Consider the following 18,332-nt stretch of genomic DNA (forward strand, 5'->3'; position numbering starts at 1 on the left):
CCGTCCGCAAAGCAGAAGCCCCGCACGGGGCGGGGCTTCTGCTTACAGCGGTCTAGCGCTTACCAGGCTCAGGCCTGCAGCACCGGGATGTTGGCCTTGGCAGCCGCATCGCGGTATTCGGCCATCTGGTCGAAGGACAGGTAGCGGTAGATATCGGCAGACATGCTGTCGATGTTCTTCGCGTACTCCATGTACTCCTCGACGGTCGGCAGCTTGCCGAGGATGGAGGCGACAGCCGCCAGCTCAGCCGAAGCCAGGAACACGTTGGTGGCGTCGCCCAGACGGTTCGGGAAGTTACGGGTCGAGGTGGAAACCACGGTCGAGCCGGTCTGTACGCGCGCCTGGTTACCCATGCACAGCGAGCAGCCCGGCATTTCCATGCGCGCGCCAGCCTTGCCGTAGATGCCGTAGTAGCCTTCCTCGGTCAGCTGGTGGGCGTCCATCTTGGTCGGCGGAGCCAGCCACAGACGGGTCGGAATGCCACCCTTGACCTTGTCCAGCAGCTTGCCGGCAGCGCGGAAGTGCCCGATGTTGGTCATGCAGGAGCCGATGAACACTTCATCGATCTTCTCGCCGGCCACGGTGGACAGCAGGCGAGCGTCGTCCGGATCGTTCGGAGCGCAGAGAACCGGCTCCTTGATCTCGGCCAGGTCGATCTCGATGACGGCGGCGTATTCGGCGTCGGCATCGGCGGACAGCAGCTTCGGATCGGCCAGCCAGGCTTCCATGGCCTGGGCGCGACGCTCCAGGGTACGGGCATCGCCGTAGCCTTCGCCGATCATCCAGCGCAGCATGGTGATGTTCGACTTCAGGTACTCGGCGATGGCGTCTTCCGGCAGCTTGATGGTGCAACCGGCAGCCGAACGCTCGGCGGAGGCGTCGGACAGCTCGAACGCCTGCTCGACGGTCAGACCTTCCAGACCTTCGATCTCGAGGATGCGGCCGGAGAAGATGTTCTTCTTGCCCTTCTTCTCGACGGTCAGCAGGCCAGCCTGGATGGCGTAGTAGGGGATGGCATGCACCAGATCACGCAGGGTGATGCCGGGCTGCATCTTGCCCTTGAAGCGCACCAGCACGGATTCCGGCATGTCCAGCGGCATCACGCCGGTGGCGGCGGCGAAGGCGACCAGGCCGGAGCCGGCCGGGAAGGAGATGCCGATCGGGAAGCGGGTGTGCGAGTCACCACCGGTACCGACGGTGTCCGGCAGCAGCATGCGGTTCAGCCAGCTGTGGATGATGCCGTCGCCCGGACGCAGGGACACGCCGCCGCGGGTCATGATGAAGTCCGGCAGGGTGTGGTGGGTGTTGACGTCGATCGGCTTCGGATAGGCGGCGGTGTGGCAGAAGGACTGCATCACCAGGTCGGCGGAGAAGCCCAGGCAGGCCAGGTCCTTCAGCTCGTCGCGGGTCATCGGGCCGGTGGTGTCCTGGGAGCCGACGGTGGTCATCTTCGGCTCGCAGTAGGTGCCCGGGCGCACGCCCTGGCCTTCCGGCAGACCGCAGGCGCGGCCGACCATCTTCTGGGCGAGGGTGAAGCCCTTGCCGCTGTCGGCCGGAGCGACCGGCTTCTTGAACAGGGTGGACGGCGCCAGGCCCAGCTCGGCACGGGCCTTCTCGGTCAGGCCACGGCCGATGATCAGCGGGATACGGCCACCGGCGCGGACTTCGTCGAGCAGGACTTCGGTCTTCAGCTCGAAGGTGGTGATGACTTCTTCGGTGCCATGCTTGCAGACCTTGCCGGCGTACGGGTACACGTCGATGACGTCGCCCATGGCCAGGTTGGTGCAGTCGAATTCGATCGGCAGGGCGCCGGCGTCTTCCATGGTGTTGTAGAAGATCGGGGCGATCTTGGTGCCGAAGCAGAAGCCGCCAGCGCGCTTGTTCGGCACGTTCGGGATGTCGTCACCGAAGAACCACAGCACGGAGTTGGTGGCGGACTTGCGCGAGGAGCCGGTGCCGACCACGTCGCCGACGTAGGCGACCGGGAAACCCTTGGCCTTCAGCGCTTCCATCTGCTTGATGGGGCCGACCGAACCCGGAACGTCCGGGTTGATGCCGTCGCGGGCCATCTTCAGCATGGCCAGGGCGTGCAGCGGGATGTCCGGGCGCGACCAGGCATCCGGAGCCGGCGACAGGTCGTCGGTGTTGGTTTCGCCAGTGACCTTGAACACGGTCAGGGAGATCTTCTCGGCCAGCGCCGGGCGGTTGGTGAACCACTCGCCTTCGGCCCAGGAAGTCAGCACGGCCTTGGCGGCTTCGTTGCCGGCCTTGGCGCGCTCGGCAACGTCGTGGAAGGCGTCGAACATCAGCAGGGTGTGCTTGAGCTGCTCGGCGGCGACGTTGGCCAGTTCGGCATTGTCCAGCAGTTCGACCAGGGTGGCGATGTTGTAGCCGCCCTGCATGGTGCCCAGCAGCTCGACGGCGCGGGTCTTGCTGATCAGCGGGGAGCTGGTTTCGCCCTTGGCGATGGCGGTCAGGAAGCCGGCCTTGACGTAGGCAGCTTCGTCCACGCCAGCGGGAACGCGGTTGGTGATCAGGTCAACCAGGAATTCTTCTTCGCCAGCCGGCGGGTTCTTCAGCAGCTCGACCAGACCGGCGGTCTGCTCGGCGTTCAGCGGCTGGGGCACGACGCCCAGGGCGGCACGCTCTTCTACGTGTTTGCGGTAGGCTTCAAGCACAGTATTACCCTCATCAGTGGTCCCTTGCGGGGGTCCGGGACTCTCGTCCAGAAGCTGCTTTCAAAGTTTTACGCCGGCGGATGTGACGAGGGTATGTTGGCGAGGCGACTCGCGGCGAGGGCGCTCGCCAACAGACAGGCCGGGTTTACTGTGTGCGTGACGCTTTGAAAACAGCTTCTGTCGGACATTGGTGCCTGTAACAAGGCAGGCGGATTCTAATGGAAACGGCCTGATAAGTTAAGCAACCCGCCTTGGCAGCGGCGGGTGACCCGGCTTAGACAAAGGGCTAACATGCGACTCCGCTGACGGCCGCATTCCTGTTTTCACCATGTCCAACTCGCGCATCAAGACTCCCTGTATCGGCCTTTGCTCGACCGTCTACGGCGATCTGGTCTGCCGTGGCTGCAAGCGTTTCCATCACGAGGTGGTGAACTGGAACCTGTATGACGATGCGGAGAAACGCGCGGTCTGGCAGCGTCTGGAAAGCCTGCTGGTGCAGGTGGTCGCCGCCAAGCTGGAGGTGTTCGATCCGCAGCGCCTGCGCAGCCAGCTGGAGCAGCGGCAGATCCGTTTCGTCGAGCGGCAGTCGCCGTACTGCTGGGCCTATCAGCTGATCGCCCGCGGCGCACGGATGATCCAGCAACTGGATGCCTACGGCATCGCCCTGTTGCCCGAGTTTCGCGACAGCCCGCTGCCGTTGCTGCGCGATGCCATCGACCGCGAGTATTTCCTGCTCTCCGAAGCCCACTACGAGCGCTACATCGCACCGCGCTTCCTGATCGAGGGCGTCGAGCAGCGCGTGTGACACCCGTCGCCGGTAGCGACGGCGGGTGCCTGATGCTTCAGTCCTGACTCAACTGGGCCTCGAGATGCTCCGCGACATCGTCCGGCTTGAGGACCAGCACATCGCTTTCCAGCGCATCCAGCACCACTTCCGCGGTATTGCCGATCAGTGCGCCGGACAGCCCGCTGCGCGCCACCGTGCCGATGACCGTCACCACCGCATCGAGCTGCGCGGCCAGTTGCGGGATGAGCAGGTCGGCCGGACCTTCGGCGATGTGCAGCTGGCGGTTACTGAAGCCGTACTCCTCCTGGAACTGCTGGCAGGCCTCGCGGTAGCGGGCGGCGATGGACTCGCGAAGCTGGAAGGTCGGGTCGGCTGCCGAGAGCATCGGGGCCGGATGAGCGCTCAGCACGTGCAGCTCGCCCTTGGCCAGGCTGGCGATGTCGAAGGCGTGGCTGACGATGCCGGCATGCAGGGACTGGTGGGCCTCGTCGCTGTTGCCGACATCCACTGCCGCGAGGATGTTGCCGCCGCTCCACGGGCGGGCGGTCTTGACCAGCAGCACCGGCGCCGGGCAATAGCGCAGCAGCTTCCAGTCGTCAGGGGTGAGCAGGGCGCGCTTGAGCGGGTTGTCCGGCTGGTGCTGCTTGACCACCAGTCCGCAGCCTTCGGCCTGCTGGGCGGCGATGATGGTCTGGTGGGTGCTGTCCAGCCAGTCCTGGCGCACGCTCACGGTGTAGCCCTCGACACGCAGCGCCTCGGCCTGGGCGGCCAGGAAGGCGGTATGGTCGTGCTGCTTGTCGCAGACCAGCAGGTGCAGTTCCGAGCCGGTGGCTCCGGCGATCAGGCGGGCGCGTTTGAGTGCCGGGCCGTCCGGCTGGTCGGGTTCGAGGATCACCAGGATGCTGCGGATGGCTTGCATGTTCGTCTCCCCGGGCATGTGAAGGCTGACACGGGTACTACTGTAGTCGGCGCAGGGGGAAACGCCGCTTGATGCATGTCAAGCGGCGGGCATGGCCGCGAGGCCCGGTGTCCGTATAATGACCGGCTTTTCCAGACTAGTCCGCCCGCCATGTCCCTGCTTCCCGAGATCGAAAGCTTCCTGCTCTGCCCGACCCCCCAGGCCTGGATCGACCAGGCGCTGCAACATCCCGAGATCCTGCTGATTGACCACGCCAACTGCGAGAAGAAGGCCGCCGGTACGGCGCTGACCCTGCTGTTCCGCTACGTCGACAAGGACGACCTGCAGTACAGGCTGTCGCGCCTGGCGCGTGAGGAGCTGCGCCACTTCGAGCAAGTGGCGGCGCTGATGAAGAAACGCGGCATCGCCTACCGCCCGGTCAGCGCCTCTCTTTATGCCCAGCGTCTGCACGCGCACATCCGCAAGGGCGAGCCGGCCAAGCTGGTCGACACCCTGATCGTCGGTGCCTACATCGAGGCGCGCTCCTGCGAGCGCTTCTACCGCCTGGCGCCCTACCTGGACGAGGAGCTGGGCAGCTTCTACACCTCGCTGCTCAAGTCGGAAGCGCGCCACTATCAGGGTTATCTGAAAATGGCCGAGCAATACTCGCCGGAGCCGATCGACGAGCGGGTGGCGTTCTTCGCCGAGATCGAGCGCGAGGCGATCCTCACGCCGGACAAGGACTTCCGCTTCCACAGCGGCGCGGCGGCCTGAGCGCCTGTGGCGGAGCGGGAGGCGCCAGCCCCCGCGCTTCCCGGCTGAGGGTGGTTCAGTCCAGCGGGAAGGACTCCAGCCGATAGCCGCGCTCGTCGACCTCCAGCACCCAGCCCTGGCGGTCCCAATCGCCGAGGACGATGCGCTGGGCATTTTCGCCGTCGATCTGCAGCTTGTGCACCGCCGGGCGGTGGGTGTGGCCGTGAATCAGGGTGCGCACGCCATGGGTGGCCATCACCTGCGGCACCACCTCGGGGGTGACGTCGACGATCTCGGCGGCCTTCTCGCGGGTGCGCAGGCGGCTAGCCTCGCGCAGCTTGCGCGCCAGCTTGTGACGGGTAGCCAGTGGCAGGTTGCGTAGCAGCCACAGCGAGACGGGGTTGCGCAGGCGTCGGCGCAGGCGCTGGTAGCTCTCGTCGCGGGTGCACAGGCTGTCGCCGTGCAGCAGCAGCACCGGCTCGCCGTACAGCTCGACCACGCTGCCTTCCCTGAGCAGGCTGCAGCCGGCTTCGCGGCAGAAGCGCTTGCCGAGCATGAAGTCGCGGTTGCCGTGCATCAGCCAGATGTGCGTGCCGGTGTCGCTGAGGCGGCGCAGGGCGGCGGCGATGGAGCGCTGGAAGTCGTCCATGGCATCGTCGCCGACCCACACCTCGAAGAAGTCGCCGAGGATGTACAGCGCCGCGGCGCCGTGGGCGCGGGTGGTGAGGAAGTGCAGGAACGCCCGGCTGATGTCCGGGCGTTCCGCTTCGAGATGCAGGTCCGAGATGAACAGGACGCTCATCGAATCACGCGACGACTTCGGCCTTCTCGATGATCACGTCATCGACCGGTACGTCGCCGTGGCCGGAGCGGTGGCCGGTGGCCACGGCCTTGATCTTGTCGACCACGTCCATGCCCTCGACCACTTCGCCGAACACCGCATAGCCCCAGCCCTGGGCGGTCGGCGCGGTGTGGTCGAGGAAGCTGTTGTCGGCGACGTTGATGAAGAACTGCGCGCTGGCCGAGTGCGGGTCCATGGTGCGGGCCATGGCGATGGTGCCGGTCTTGTTGGACAGGCCGTTGTTGGCCTCGTTCTTGATCGGCGCACGGGTGCTCTTCTGCTTCATGCCCGGCTCGAAGCCGCCGCCCTGGATCATGAAGTTGCCGATCACGCGGTGGAAGATGGTGCCGTCGTAGTGGCCTTCCTTGACGTACTGCTCGAAGTTGGCCGCGGTTTCCGGGGCCTTGTCGGCGAACAGTTGCAGGGTGATGACGCCGAAGTTGGTGTGCAGCTTGATCATGAATTCGTTTCGCTCTGTCGGAAAAACCTAAGGCCTGTCAGGGGGTTGACAGCTTCGGCTATGATACGGGCTTTGACTTGAGCGGCCTACCCTGAGCCGCGTGCCGCATACCAAGGATCCCATGAGCAAGCCCACCGTCGAAAAAGCCGCCAACTTCCTGCGCCCGATCGTCCAGGCCGACCTGGAAGCCGGCAAGCACGCCAAGATCATCACCCGCTTCCCGCCGGAGCCCAACGGCTACCTGCACATCGGCCACGCCAAGTCGATCTGCCTGAACTTCGGCCTGGCCGAGGAGTTCGGCGGCGAGTGCAACCTGCGCTTCGACGACACCAACCCGGCCAAGGAAGACCAGGAATACATCGACGCCATCAAGGCCGACGTCGAGTGGCTGGGCTTCAAGTGGGCCGGCGAGGAGCGCTACGCCTCCAACTACTTCGACCAGCTGTACGCCTGGGCGGTGCACCTGATTCAGAATGGCAAGGCCTATGTCTGCGACCTGTCGCCGGACGAGGCGCGCGCCTACCGCGGCAGCCTGACCGAGCCGGGCAAGAACAGCCCGTTCCGCGAGCGCAGCATCGAGGAGAACCTCGACCTGTTCGCGCGCATGAAGGCCGGCGAGTTCCCCGACGGTGCCCGCGCGCTGCGCGCGAAGATCGACATGGCCTCGCCGAACATGAACCTGCGCGACCCGATCCTCTACCGCATCCGCCACGCCCATCACCACCAGACCGGCGACCAGTGGTGCATCTACCCGAGCTACGACTTCACCCACGGCCAGTCGGACGCCCTGGAAGGCATCACCCACTCGATCTGCACCCTGGAGTTCGAGGATCACCGCCCACTGTACGAGTGGTTCCTTGCCAACCTGCCGGTACCGGCCCAGCCGCGCCAGTACGAGTTCGCCCGCCTCAACCTGAACTACACCATCACCAGCAAGCGCAAGCTCAAGCAGCTGGTCGATGAAGGTCACGTGAATGGCTGGGACGACCCGCGCATGTCGACCCTGTCCGGCTACCGTCGCCGCGGCTACACCCCGGCCTCGATCCGCGCCTTCTGCGACATGATCGGCGTCAACCGCGCCGGCGGCCTGGTCGACATCGGCATGCTGGAGTTCGCCATCCGCGAGGACCTGGACGCCAACGCCGCGCGCGCCATGTGCGTGCTCAAGCCGCTGAAGGTGGTGATCACCAACTACCCGGAAGGCCAGGTCGAGAACCTCGAGCTGCCGCGCCATCCCAAGCAGGACATGGGCGTGCGCGTGCTGCCGTTCTCCCGCGAGATCTACATCGATGCCAGCGACTTCGAGGAAAATCCGCCGGCCGGCTACAAGCGCCTGATCCCCGGCGGCGAAGTGCGCCTGCGCGGCAGCTACGTGATCCGCGCCGACGAGGCAGTGAAGGACGAAGCCGGCAACATCGTCGAGCTGCGCTGCTCCTATGACGAGAACACCCTGGGCAAGAACCCGGAAGGCCGCAAGGTCAAGGGCGTGATCCACTGGGTGCCGGCCGCCGAGAGCGTCGAGTGCGAAGTGCGCCTGTACGACCGCCTGTTCAAGGCTGCCAACCCGGAGAAGACTGACGAGGAGGGCGGCAGCTTCCTCGACAACATCAACCCGGAGTCGCTGGTGGTGCTCAAGGGCTGCCGCGCCGAGCCGTCGCTGGCCAATGCCGCGCCGGAAGAACGCTTCCAGTTCGAGCGCGAGGGCTACTTCTGCGCCGACCTCAAGGACAGCCAGCCGGGCGCCCCGGTGTTCAACCGTACCGTCACCCTGCGCGACTCCTGGGGGCAGTGAATGACGCTTTCCATCTACAGCACCCTGTCCAAGAGCAAGGACGAGTTCAAGCCGCTGGAAGGCAACAAGGTGCGCATGTACGTGTGCGGCATGACCGTCTACGACTTCTGCCACATCGGCCACGCGCGGGTGATGGTGGCGTTCGACGTGGTCGCCCGCTGGCTGCGTCATCGCGGCTATGAGCTGACCTACGTGCGCAACATCACCGACATCGACGACAAGATCATCAAGCGCGCCTTTGATAACGGCGAGTCGTTCCAGGCTCTGGTCGGCCGCATGATCGCCGCGATGCACGAGGACGAGGCGCGCCTCAACGTGCTGCGCCCGGATATCGAACCGCGTGCCACCGACCATATCGCCGGCATGCACGCGATGATCCAGACCCTGATCGACAAGGGCTTCGCCTACGCGCCGGGCAACGGCGACGTCTACTACCGGGTCGGCAAGTTCGAGGGCTACGGCAAGCTCTCAAGGCGCAAGATCGAGGACCTGAAGATCGGCGCGCGCATCGAGGTCGACGAGGCCAAGGAAGATCCGCTCGACTTCGTGCTGTGGAAGGGCGCCAAGCCGGGCGAGCCGAGCTGGGAATCGCCCTGGGGCGCCGGACGTCCGGGCTGGCACATCGAGTGCTCGGTGATGTCCACCTGCTGCCTGGGCGAGACCTTCGACATCCACGGCGGTGGCCCGGACCTGGTGTTCCCGCACCACGAGAACGAGATCGCGCAGAGCGAGGCGGCCACCGGCAAGCTGTACGCCAACGCCTGGATGCACGCCGGCGCGGTGCGCGTCGCCGGCGAGAAGATGTCCAAGAGCCTCGGCAACTTCTTCACCATCCGCGAGGTGCTGGAGAAGTACCACCCCGAAGTGGTGCGCTACCTGCTGGTGTCCAGCCACTACCGCAGCCCGATCAACTACTCCGAGGACAGCCTGCGCGAGGCCAAGGGCGCGCTGGAGCGCTTCTACAACGGCCTCAAGGGTCTGCCCGAGGCGACGCCTGCCGGTGGCGAGGAGTTCGTCGAGCGCTTCGGCGCGGCGATGGACGACGACTTCAACTCGCCGGAAGCCTGCGCGGTGCTGTTCGAGATGATCCGCGAGGTCAATCGCCTGCGCGAGAGCGACCTGAACGCCGCCGCCGCGCTGGCCGCGCGCCTCAAGGAGCTGGCCGGCGTGCTCGGCGTGCTGCAGCTCGACCCCGAGGCCTTCCTGCAGGCCGGCGCCGCGGGCAAGGTCGATGCCGCCGAGGTCGAGGCGCTGATCGCCGCGCGCCTGGCCGCGCGTGCCGAGAAGAACTGGGCCGAATCCGACCGCATCCGCGACCAGCTCACCGCCATGGGCGTGGTGCTGGAGGACGGCAAGGGCGGCACGACCTGGCGTCTGGCCGAGTAAGCCCCCAGAAGCGGCGCTACCTCGCAGTGGAGCGCCGGTCGACTGCTTCGGACATCGCTCCATACAGTACAAGGCCGCCTGCATGGCGGCCTTGTACATAGGGTGTCGCGTTCAGTCTTGCGGCGGGGGAAGCGGGCGGATATTGACGGCATGCAGCCCCTTCGGCCCCTGCAGGATTTCGAAGTGTACCGACTGGCCGGCCTTGAGCGTCTTGTAGCCCTCGCTCTGGATGGCCGAATAATGGGCGAAGAAGTCTTCGTCGCGGCCTTCGGCCAGGATGAAGCCATAGCCCTTTGCATTGTTGAACCACTTGACCTTGCCGTTCAGCATGCTGATTTTCCCTCTGCAAAGGACTCCATTGCTGGAGTATGATCCCTCTCGGATCGCTTGGTCGGGAGGTCTCTCCCGTAGCGTATTCCCCCTTTTTTATTGGGGATATGCCCATTGTTTGTAACACCGATTTGCCGATAGTCAAGGCATCTCGCCAGCCACACGGCAAACACCCCAGATCCCCCATTCACCTGTCAGCGTTGTCCATTTCAGCATGCATGCAAGCCGCCAGATTCGACTAACATTCAATCAAGACTCGCCTGTACCGGCCGGAGACGAAGACTCGGGCGTCGCGGTACAGGAAGCCCAGCCGGCGCTGAAACCGCCCTCGATGTACAAGGTGATCCTGCTCAACGACGATTACACGCCGATGGATTTCGTGGTTGAAGTACTGGAGCGCTTTTTCGGCATGAATCGAGAAGCGGCTACCCGAATCATGCTGGCGGTGCATACTGAAGGCAGTGCGGTGTGCGGGATCTATACCCGGGATATCGCGGAAACCAAGGCGATGCAGGTCAACCAGTACGCGCGGGAGTGTCAGCATCCGCTGCTCTGCGAGATCGAGAAAGACGAGTGATGTGGGCCCTTGGGAATGAGGTGAAGGTATGTTGAACCGCGAACTTGAAGTTACCCTCAATCTCGCCTTCAAGGATGCTCGGGCAAAGCGGCATGAATTCATGACCGTCGAGCACCTCTTGCTGGCCCTTCTGGACAACGGCGCAGCGGCGACCGTCCTGCGGGCCTGCGGGGCCAACACGGACAAGCTGCGCCACGATTTGCGCGAATTCATCGACTCGACCACGCCGCTGATCCCGCTGCACGAGGAAGAGCGCGAGACCCAGCCGACCCTCGGCTTCCAGCGCGTGCTGCAGCGAGCAGTCTTCCATGTGCAGAGTTCCGGCAAGCGCGAAGTGACCGGCGCCAATGTGCTGGTGGCGATCTTCAGCGAGCAGGAAAGCCAGGCGGTGTTCCTGCTCAAGCAACAGAGTGTTGCGCGCATCGACGTGGTCAACTTCATTGCCCACGGCATTTCCAAGGTGCCTGGCGAGAACGAGACCCGCGACAACGAGCAGGAAACCCAGGACGAGGAGGGCGGCGAGGGTGTCAGCTCCGGCAATCCCCTCGAAGCCTACGCCAGCAACCTCAACGAACTGGCCCGCCAGGGGCGTATCGACCCGCTGGTCGGCCGTGAGGCGGAGGTCGAGCGCGTCGCGCAGATCCTCGCCCGGCGGCGCAAGAACAACCCGCTGCTGGTGGGCGAGGCCGGTGTCGGCAAGACCGCCATCGCCGAGGGACTGGCCAAGCGCATCGTCGACGGTCAGGTGCCCGATCTGCTGGCCTCCAGCGTGGTCTACTCGCTGGATCTGGGGGCGTTGCTGGCCGGTACCAAATACCGCGGCGATTTCGAGAAGCGCTTCAAGTCGCTGCTCAACGAGCTGCGCCGCCGCCCGCAGGCGATTCTGTTCATCGACGAAATCCATACCATCATCGGTGCCGGTGCAGCATCGGGCGGGGTGATGGATGCCTCCAACCTGCTCAAGCCGCTGCTGTCCTCCGGCGAGATGCGCTGCATCGGCTCGACCACCTTCCAGGAATTTCGCGGCATCTTCGAGAAGGATCGCGCTCTGGCACGGCGCTTCCAGAAGGTCGACGTGGTGGAGCCCTCGGTGGAAGACACCATCGGCATCCTCAAGGGTCTGAAGGGGCGCTTCGAGCAACACCACAAGATCGCTTACACCGACGAGGCGCTGCGCGCCGCCGCCGAGCTGGCGGCCCGCTACATCAACGACCGGCACATGCCGGACAAGGCCATCGACGTGATCGACGAGGCGGGTGCCTACCAGCGCCTGCAGCCCGAGGAGCGTCGGGCCGCCTGCATCGATGTGGCGCAGGTCGAGGACATCGTGGCGAAGATCGCGCGGATTCCTCCCAAGCACGTCACCACCTCCGACAAGGAGCTGCTGCGTAACCTGGAGCGCGACCTCAAGCTGACCGTGTTCGGCCAGGACGATGCCATCGATGCGCTGTCCACCGCGATCAAGCTGTCGCGTGCGGGGCTCAAGGCGCCGGACAAACCGGTCGGTTCCTTCCTGTTCGCCGGCCCCACCGGCGTGGGCAAGACCGAGGTGGCGCGTCAGCTGGCCAAGGCGCTGGGGGTCGATCTGGTGCGCTTCGATATGTCCGAGTACATGGAACGGCATACCGTGTCGCGGCTGATCGGCGCACCGCCTGGTTACGTCGGCTTCGACCAGGGTGGTCTGCTCACCGAGGCGATCACCAAAACGCCGCACTGCGTGCTGTTGCTCGACGAGATCGAGAAGGCTCATCCGGAGGTCTTCAACCTGCTGTTGCAGGTGATGGACCACGGCACCCTGACCGACAACAACGGTCGCAAGGCGGATTTCCGCAGCGTGATCCTGATCATGACCACCAATGCCGGGGCGGAAACCGCGGCACGGGCGTCCATCGGGTTCACCCAGCAGGACCACTCCAGCGATGCCATGGAGGTGATCCGCAAGGGCTTCACGCCGGAGTTCCGCAACCGTCTCGACGCCATCATCCAGTTCGGCCGTCTCAATCACGCGATCATCAAGAGCGTGGTCGACAAGTTTCTCACCGAGCTGCAGGCCCAGCTGGAGGACAAGCGGGTGCTGCTGGAAGTCAGCGAAAGTGCGCGCGGCTGGCTGGCCGAGCGTGGTTACGATGCGCAGATGGGCGCCCGGCCGATGGCGCGACTGATTCAGGAGCGGATCAAGCGTCCCCTGGCCGAACAGATCCTGTTCGGCGAGCTGGCCGAGCAGGGGGGTGTCGTGCACATCGACGTGCAGGACGGCGAGCTGGTATTCGACTACGAAACCGCAGTGATACCTGCCTGATTTCCGCTTGCCCATAACGACAACGCCCGGCAATGCCGGGCGTTGTCGTCAATAAAGCCTGCGCCGGATCAGCGGGCGCGGTAGGTGATGCGACCTTTGCTCAGGTCGTAGGGCGTCAGTTCGACGCGCACCTTGTCGCCAGTCAGGATACGGATGTAGTTCTTGCGCATCTTGCCTGAGATGTGCGCGGTAACGACGTGCCCGTTTTCCAACTCCACGCGGAACATGGTGTTGGGCAGGGTGTCGACGACAGTGCCTTCCATTTCGAAGCTGTCTTCTTTCGACATGCAGTAAAGCCCTCAAGTACTTTAGGATGGCCCGGGTGATAGGGTCGGGCAAAAGCGGCATGCATTGTGCCCGAAAATGCCACTCTGCGCCAAGTAGGCGCGCATCTTGCCGTGGTTTCGTCGCGCGACTAATACGCTCAGCGCACTCCCAGGCGTCTGGCCAGCCGGTGCAGGTTGGCGCGGTCGAGCTCCAGCTGGCGTGCGGCTGCGGCCCAGTTGTGCTGGCAGCGCTCCAGGGCGGCGATGATCTGCTGGCGCTGGAACTGCTCGGTGGCCTCGCGCAGGCCGCTGAAGTGTCCCGCGCCGGACTCCTGCGGCGCATCCTGCAGGAACTGTGTCGGACCGACGTTCGGTAGATCGAGCAGTTCGGCGCCGATGCTGAGGATGCGCTTGCGCTCTCCGCCGGCCATGGCTTTGAGTGCCGCGCGACCGATCAGATGCTCCAGCTCGCGGACGTTGCCCGGCCAGTCGTAGCCCAGCAGTGCGGCCTGGGCCTCCGCGCTCAGGCGCAGGCTGCGCAGGCCGAGGCGCGCACGGTTCTCTTCGAGGAAATAGCCGGCTAGCAGCAGTACGTCGCGGCCGCGCTCGCGCAGCGGCGGCACCGGCAGCGGATAGACGCTCAGGCGGTGGTAGAGGTCGGCGCGGAAGCGTCCGGCGCGCACTTCCTCGGCCAGGTCGCGGTTGGTGGCGGCGATCACCCGCACGTCGACGCGGTGCTCGCGGTCGGAGCCGACCCGCTGCAGCTGGCCGCTCTGCAGCACGCGCAGCAGCTTGGCCTGCACCGCCAGGGGCAATTCGCCGACCTCGTCGAGGAACAGGCTGCCGCCGTCGGCCAGTTCGAACTTGCCGTGGCGCTCGCTCAGCGCGCCGGAGAAGGCGCCGCGCACATGGCCGAACAGCTCGCTTTCCACCAAGGTATCCGGCAGGGCCGCGCAGTTGAGGCTGATCAGTGGCTTGCGCGCGCGTGGCGAGGCATCGTGGATGGCCTGTGCGACCAGTTCCTTGCCCACGCCGGTTTCGCCGCTGATCAGCACGTTCAGGTCGCTGCCGGCGACCACGGCGATCTCTTCCAGCAGGCGCTGGTGCTCGCGGCTCTGGCCGATCAGTTCGCGGCGCGCCTGCTGGCCAGCGGCCTCGCGGTAGACCCTGACCAACTGTTCATCGTGCTCGGCGCGGCGGGTCAGGGCGTCGATACGCTCGGCGGCGCGCGCCGTGGCGGCTGCCAGGCTGGCGAAAGCCTCGAGGTTGTCGAGATCGATATGCTCGAAGCGCGAGGGGTCCAGCGAGTCGAGGGTCAAGAGGCCCCAAGGCTGTTCGTCGACGTACAGCGGGCAGCCCATGCAGTCGTGGACTTCCAGATGTCCGGCGTGACCCTCGACCAAGCCGTCGTAGGGATCGGGCAGTGCGCAGTCTGCGGCGAAGCGTGTCAGCCCTCGATGGGCCAGCAGGCTCTCGAAGCGCGGGTGCTCGCCGACCCGGAAGCGCCGACCGAGGGTGTCCGCACTCAGGCCGTCCACCGCCAGCGGTACCAGGGTGTCGCCATCCAGGCGCAGCAGGGCGGCGGCGTCGGCCGGAAACAGGCTGCGCAGGGCGCCGAGCAGGCGGCGGTAGCGCTCGGCCTCGGGCAGTTCGCGGGACAGGTCGGCGACCAGCGGAACCAGTGCGGCGAGAAGCGGGTGCGTGGTCATTTTGACATTCCGTTGTCGAAAGGACTGCGGTTTTTTGTTGTCATGATGACCCTTTGTAAATTTAAGTTATTGATTTTAAAGAAATAAAATCATGGCACGAAAACTGATGTCTCCATTGTGCTTGCAGTTCCCGCGGCCTGTCGATGGCCGCTCACCGATTGAGCCTTTTCAGGAGATGTCCATGCTGTCCGATCAACAACGCGCCATCATCAAGGCCACCGTGCCGCTGCTGGAAACCGGTGGCGAAACCCTGACCAAGCATTTCTACAAGATCATGCTCGGCGAATACCCCGAGGTGCGCGTGCTGTTCAACCAGGCCCACCAGGCCAGCGGCGACCAGCCGCGCGCGCTGGCCAACAGCGTGCTGATGTACGCCCGTCACATCGACCGCCTGCAGGAGCTGGGCCCGCTGGTCGGCCAGATCGTGCACAAGCACGTGTCGCTGCAGATCCTGCCCGAGCACTACCCGATCGTCGGCTCCTGCCTGCTGCGCGCCATCCGCGAGGTGCTCGGCGCGGAGATCGCCACCGACGAGGTGCTGGAAGCCTGGGGCGCCGCCTACCAGCAGCTGGCCGACATCCTGATCGGCGCCGAGGAGGCGGTGTACGCCGCCAACGAGGCCAAGGAAGGTGGCTGGCGCGGCTCGCGCCAGTTCCGCGTGGCGCGCAAGGAAGCCGAGAGCGAGGAGATCACCTCCTTCTACCTGCAGCCGGTGGACGGCGGCGCGGTGCCGGAATTCGTGCCGGGCCAGTACCTGGGTCTGCGCTTCGTCATCGACGGCGAAGAGATGCGCCGCAACTACTCGCTGTCCGCCGCGCCGAACGGCCGCGAGCTGCGCATCAGCGTCAAGCGCGAGGCGGGCGGCCGCATCTCCAACTACCTGCACGACGAGGTGCAGGTTGGCGCCGAGCTGGAGGTTTTCCCGCCGGCCGGCGACTTCGTCCTCGAGGACAGCGACAAGCCGCTGGCGCTGATCACCGCCGGCGTCGGTATCACCCCGGCGGTGGCCATGCTGGAACAGGCGCTGCAGAGCGGCCGCGAGGTGCGCTTCATTCACTTCGCCCGCCACGGCGGCGTGCATGCCTTCCGCGAGTGGCTGGACGAGAAGAGCGCCCAGCACCCGCAGCTCAAGCGCTTCTACTGCTACAGCGAGCCGCGCGAGGGCGATGTGGCCGACGCCGAGGGTTTCAGCAGCGCCGCGCTGCTGGGCGACTGGCTGCCGGAGCAGCGCGACCTGGACGCCTATTTCCTCGGTCCGAAGCCGTTCATGGCTCAGGTGAAGAAGCAGCTCGCCGAGCTGGGCGTGCCGCAGTCGCAGTGCCGCTACGAGTTCTTCGGCCCGGCGGCGGCGCTGGAGGCCTGATCTAAGCTGCAGTGAGGCCTGGTGCAGGGTGGAAGACTCGCGCAGCGATTTCCCACCCTGCGCTGGCAGTGATCGCTCCCACGCTCCAACGTGGGAACGCCGCGCTGGGACGCTCTGCGTCCCTTTTGGTTTCGTGCAAGGAACTCCCCATGCAGTTGGTCGACCGCAAGGCCCTGTTGCAGATCGCGCCGCTCTGGCGCCTCGCCTTTCGTCCCTTCTTCCTCGCCGGCACGGCTTTCGCCGCGCTGGCCATTCCCCTCTGGCTCGGCGTACTGGCTGGCCTCTGGCCTGACTGGCAACCGGCCGGCGGTGCGCTGGCCTGGCACCGCCACGAGATGCTGTTCGGCTTCGGTGTCGCGATCATCGCCGGCTTCCTGCTCACTGCCGCGCAGACCTGGACCGGTCGCCAGGGCGTATCCGGCCGGCCGCTGACGGCCTTGGCGCTGCTCTGGCTGGCGGCGCGGCTGGCTTGGCTGCTGGATGCGCCGTTGTGGCTGCTGATTCCGCTGGAAATCGCCTTCCTGCCCGCTGTCGCCGTGCTGCTCGGCCGCATGCTGCTGCCGGTGCGCCAGGTGCGTAACTACCCCATCGTTGGCGTGCTGATCCTGCTGACTCTGGCCGACCTGCTGGTGGTTGCCGGCCTCATGCACAGCAACGATGCCTGGCAGCGTCAGGGCGTGATCGCCGCGCTCTGGCTGGTGGCGGCGATGATGGGACTGATCGGCGGCCGGGTGATTCCCTTCTTCACCCAGCGTGGCCTGGGTCTGCCGGCGCAGGTGCCTGCCGTGCCCTGGCTGGAGCGCTTGGCCCTGGGCGGGCTGGTCACAGTCGCGCTGCTCAGTGCCGCTGGGTTGGCGCTGCGCCCGCAGCCCTGGCTGGCCGGAGTGTTCGCTGCGGTGGCGCTGCTGCATGGCGTGCGCCTGGCGCGCTGGCACGACCGTCGGCTGTGGCGGGTGCCGCTGTTGTGGTCGCTGCACCTGGCTTATGCCTGGCTGGTCCTCGCGCTGGTCGGGCAGGCGCTCTGGCATGCCGGCCTGTTGAGCAATCCCAGCCTGGCGCTGCATGCCCTGGCCGTGGGGGGGGTGGGCGGGCTGATTCTGGCCATGGTCGCCCGGGTCAGCCTCGGGCATACCGGCCGGCCATTGCAGCCGCCGCAGGCGATGGCCTGGGCGTTCGCTCTGCTCAACCTCGGCGCTGTAGCGCGCGTGTTGTTGCCGCCGCTGCTGCCGCTCGGCGCGCTGCTGATGTCGGGTATCGCCTGGACGCTGGCCTTCGCACTGTTCGTCTGGCACTACGCGCCGATGCTTTGCCGGCCACGGCTGGATGGGCAGCCCGGCTAGGCGCGGCGTGTCGATGCTCGCAGTGTTACCGGGAGGCTCGTCACGTAACGCAGCTGGGTCCGGCGGTAACGGTATTGCAAGCCGGCTGTGTTGGTGGGTGGTGCAATTTTCTTTAAGTTCTTGATTTTAAAGGATTTTATTTTGTTGGCATGGCATGTGCTTTGTTAATGGCACAACAAGAACAACAACGTCGACACAACAGAACAAAAACAAGATCTGGCGATTCCATAACAACAAGAACAACAGGATGGAAGCGTAGCAAACCGATCGTTTTGGAGAGGAGTTGCCTGCACTCCGACCGGCCCGAGAACCATAAAACTGCCCCGAGGCAGCGGCCAGTACCGGTTGAGCCTGCAAGGCATGCGGCAGCATCAGCGTCCAAAACAATCCGTTTGTTCTTGAGCCCCCACTTGGGGCTGCGACACCGAAGCGTGCCTTTGGCCGGTGAAAAACAAGAACAACACACCGCCGCTATAACAAGAACACAGCATGACCGACTTGAGGGGGAGCCTAGGCTCCCCCTTGTGCTGTCTGCTCTCCCGAACTGGCGTGCCCGCAGCCTTGCAGCAGGTCTTGCGTGCTGCCTGCCAGTGCACGTATCCCTGTACGACTCCTCCTCCGGCCTCCCGGGTGATCATCCCCTCGTCCTGTCCGCTCGCCAGCTCGCGCGTTGTGCGCATCTCGTTCGGGCGCCCCCTTGCCGATTGCCGCCGGGGCGGTGCCTGGCTGTGCGGTGTACCGTGGCAGTTGCAGCGGATGCAGCCCGCAGGGCGGCAGCGTTCACGCGCTGCGGCTACTATCAATTCCATTTCCAAAACCTATTGGCCGGGTGGAGCTCCGGCTGCCAAGCTCG

Annotated in this window: 15 protein-coding genes; 8 read left to right on the forward strand and 7 right to left on the reverse strand. The window is 65.4% G+C overall.

Annotated elements, in window-relative coordinates; all coding sequences use genetic code 11:
• Positions 1–68: 68 nt before the first annotated feature.
• Positions 69–2,678: a bifunctional aconitate hydratase 2/2-methylisocitrate dehydratase gene (acnB, locus tag BLU22_RS12200; RefSeq protein WP_090214926.1), complete on the reverse strand. Its 2,610-nt coding sequence runs from the start codon at positions 2,676–2,678 to the stop codon at positions 69–71.
• Positions 2,679–3,006: 328 nt separating this feature from the next.
• Between acnB and BLU22_RS12205 the strand changes: the two genes are divergently transcribed.
• Positions 3,007–3,483 (forward strand): DUF1289 domain-containing protein, encoded by a 477-nt coding sequence (locus BLU22_RS12205; protein WP_090214929.1) that lies wholly within the window; start codon positions 3,007–3,009, stop codon positions 3,481–3,483.
• A 37-nt stretch (positions 3,484–3,520) separates the two neighbouring features.
• Here the strand turns inward: BLU22_RS12205 and BLU22_RS12210 are convergent, their stop codons facing one another.
• A complete protein-coding gene (locus BLU22_RS12210; RefSeq protein WP_090214931.1) occupies positions 3,521–4,384 on the reverse strand; it encodes a universal stress protein in 864 nt (287 codons plus the stop codon).
• Between the two features lie 150 nt (positions 4,385–4,534).
• Here BLU22_RS12210 and miaE point away from each other — a divergent pair, with 150 nt between their 5' ends.
• Complete coding sequence (miaE, locus tag BLU22_RS12215; RefSeq protein WP_090214934.1) at positions 4,535–5,137, forward strand: tRNA-(ms[2]io[6]A)-hydroxylase; 603 nt, start codon at positions 4,535–4,537, stop codon at positions 5,135–5,137.
• A gap of 55 nt (positions 5,138–5,192) precedes the next feature.
• Here miaE and lpxH read toward each other — a convergent pair whose 3' ends face one another.
• Positions 5,193–5,918 (reverse strand): UDP-2,3-diacylglucosamine diphosphatase, encoded by a 726-nt coding sequence (gene lpxH / locus BLU22_RS12220; RefSeq protein WP_090214937.1) that lies wholly within the window; start codon positions 5,916–5,918, stop codon positions 5,193–5,195.
• 4 nt (positions 5,919–5,922) lie between these two features.
• Positions 5,923–6,417 carry a peptidylprolyl isomerase gene (locus BLU22_RS12225; protein WP_090214940.1) on the reverse strand — a complete coding sequence of 165 codons (495 nt, stop codon included), beginning with the start codon at positions 6,415–6,417 and terminating at the stop codon, positions 5,923–5,925.
• Positions 6,418–6,538: 121 nt separating this feature from the next.
• Here BLU22_RS12225 and BLU22_RS12230 point away from each other — a divergent pair, with 121 nt between their 5' ends.
• Positions 6,539–8,209, forward strand: coding sequence for a glutamine--tRNA ligase/YqeY domain fusion protein (locus tag BLU22_RS12230; protein ID WP_090214944.1), 1,671 nt, complete (start codon positions 6,539–6,541; stop codon positions 8,207–8,209).
• Positions 8,210–9,595, forward strand: a complete 1,386-nt coding sequence (gene cysS / locus BLU22_RS12235; RefSeq protein WP_090214946.1) for a cysteine--tRNA ligase — start codon at positions 8,210–8,212, stop codon at positions 9,593–9,595.
• Between the two features lie 111 nt (positions 9,596–9,706).
• Here the strand turns inward: cysS and cspD are convergent, their stop codons facing one another.
• A complete protein-coding gene (gene cspD / locus BLU22_RS12240) occupies positions 9,707–9,925 on the reverse strand; it encodes a cold shock domain-containing protein CspD (protein WP_090214949.1) in 219 nt (72 codons plus the stop codon).
• A gap of 214 nt (positions 9,926–10,139) precedes the next feature.
• Here cspD and clpS point away from each other — a divergent pair, with 214 nt between their 5' ends.
• Together clpS and clpA are read left to right on the forward strand one after the other, a co-directional pair.
• The gene (gene clpS, locus BLU22_RS12245; RefSeq protein ID WP_090214952.1) at positions 10,140–10,502 is read left to right on the forward strand and encodes an ATP-dependent Clp protease adapter ClpS; all 363 of its coding nucleotides are present in this window, start codon (positions 10,140–10,142) and stop codon (positions 10,500–10,502) included.
• 28 nt (positions 10,503–10,530) lie between these two features.
• The gene (gene clpA, locus BLU22_RS12250) at positions 10,531–12,801 is read left to right on the forward strand and encodes an ATP-dependent Clp protease ATP-binding subunit ClpA (protein ID WP_090214955.1); all 2,271 of its coding nucleotides are present in this window, start codon (positions 10,531–10,533) and stop codon (positions 12,799–12,801) included.
• A gap of 68 nt (positions 12,802–12,869) precedes the next feature.
• On the opposite strand, the gene infA is transcribed toward clpA, so the two are convergent.
• On the reverse strand, positions 12,870–13,088 hold the full coding sequence (infA, locus tag BLU22_RS12255) for a translation initiation factor IF-1 (RefSeq protein ID WP_002553999.1): 219 nt from the start codon (positions 13,086–13,088) through the stop codon (positions 12,870–12,872).
• Positions 13,089–13,225: 137 nt separating this feature from the next.
• The gene (gene norR / locus BLU22_RS12260; RefSeq protein ID WP_090214957.1) at positions 13,226–14,776 is read right to left on the reverse strand and encodes a nitric oxide reductase transcriptional regulator NorR; all 1,551 of its coding nucleotides are present in this window, start codon (positions 14,774–14,776) and stop codon (positions 13,226–13,228) included.
• A gap of 181 nt (positions 14,777–14,957) precedes the next feature.
• On the opposite strand from norR, the gene hmpA reads away from it, so the two are divergent.
• Together hmpA and BLU22_RS12270 are read left to right on the forward strand one after the other, a co-directional pair.
• The gene (hmpA, locus tag BLU22_RS12265; RefSeq protein ID WP_090214960.1) at positions 14,958–16,139 is read left to right on the forward strand and encodes an NO-inducible flavohemoprotein; all 1,182 of its coding nucleotides are present in this window, start codon (positions 14,958–14,960) and stop codon (positions 16,137–16,139) included.
• Positions 16,140–16,288: 149 nt separating this feature from the next.
• Positions 16,289–17,479, forward strand: a complete 1,191-nt coding sequence (locus tag BLU22_RS12270) for an NnrS family protein (RefSeq protein WP_090214963.1) — start codon at positions 16,289–16,291, stop codon at positions 17,477–17,479.
• The last annotated feature ends 853 nt before the right edge of the window (positions 17,480–18,332 follow it).

Source organism: Pseudomonas guangdongensis (assembly GCF_900105885.1).
GTDB lineage: Bacteria > Pseudomonadota > Gammaproteobacteria > Pseudomonadales > Pseudomonadaceae > Geopseudomonas > Geopseudomonas guangdongensis.

Coding starts and splice junctions, on each gene's coding strand:
- BLU22_RS12230 (WP_090214944.1), top strand. CDS start 6,539: ATGAGCAAGCCCACCGTCGAAAAAGCCGCCAACTTCCTGCGCCCGATC.
- infA (WP_002553999.1), bottom strand. CDS start 13,088: ATGTCGAAAGAAGACAGCTTCGAAATGGAAGGCACTGTCGTCGACACC.
- hmpA (WP_090214960.1), top strand. CDS start 14,958: ATGCTGTCCGATCAACAACGCGCCATCATCAAGGCCACCGTGCCGCTG.
- BLU22_RS12225 (WP_090214940.1), bottom strand. CDS start 6,417: ATGATCAAGCTGCACACCAACTTCGGCGTCATCACCCTGCAACTGTTC.
- miaE (WP_090214934.1), top strand. CDS start 4,535: ATGTCCCTGCTTCCCGAGATCGAAAGCTTCCTGCTCTGCCCGACCCCC.
- BLU22_RS12270 (WP_090214963.1), top strand. CDS start 16,289: ATGCAGTTGGTCGACCGCAAGGCCCTGTTGCAGATCGCGCCGCTCTGG.
- norR (WP_090214957.1), bottom strand. CDS start 14,776: ATGACCACGCACCCGCTTCTCGCCGCACTGGTTCCGCTGGTCGCCGAC.
- BLU22_RS12210 (WP_090214931.1), bottom strand. CDS start 4,384: ATGCAAGCCATCCGCAGCATCCTGGTGATCCTCGAACCCGACCAGCCG.
- cspD (WP_090214949.1), bottom strand. CDS start 9,925: ATGCTGAACGGCAAGGTCAAGTGGTTCAACAATGCAAAGGGCTATGGC.
- BLU22_RS12205 (WP_090214929.1), top strand. CDS start 3,007: ATGTCCAACTCGCGCATCAAGACTCCCTGTATCGGCCTTTGCTCGACC.
- clpA (WP_090214955.1), top strand. CDS start 10,531: ATGTTGAACCGCGAACTTGAAGTTACCCTCAATCTCGCCTTCAAGGAT.
- clpS (WP_090214952.1), top strand. CDS start 10,140: ATGCATGCAAGCCGCCAGATTCGACTAACATTCAATCAAGACTCGCCT.
- lpxH (WP_090214937.1), bottom strand. CDS start 5,918: ATGAGCGTCCTGTTCATCTCGGACCTGCATCTCGAAGCGGAACGCCCG.
- cysS (WP_090214946.1), top strand. CDS start 8,210: ATGACGCTTTCCATCTACAGCACCCTGTCCAAGAGCAAGGACGAGTTC.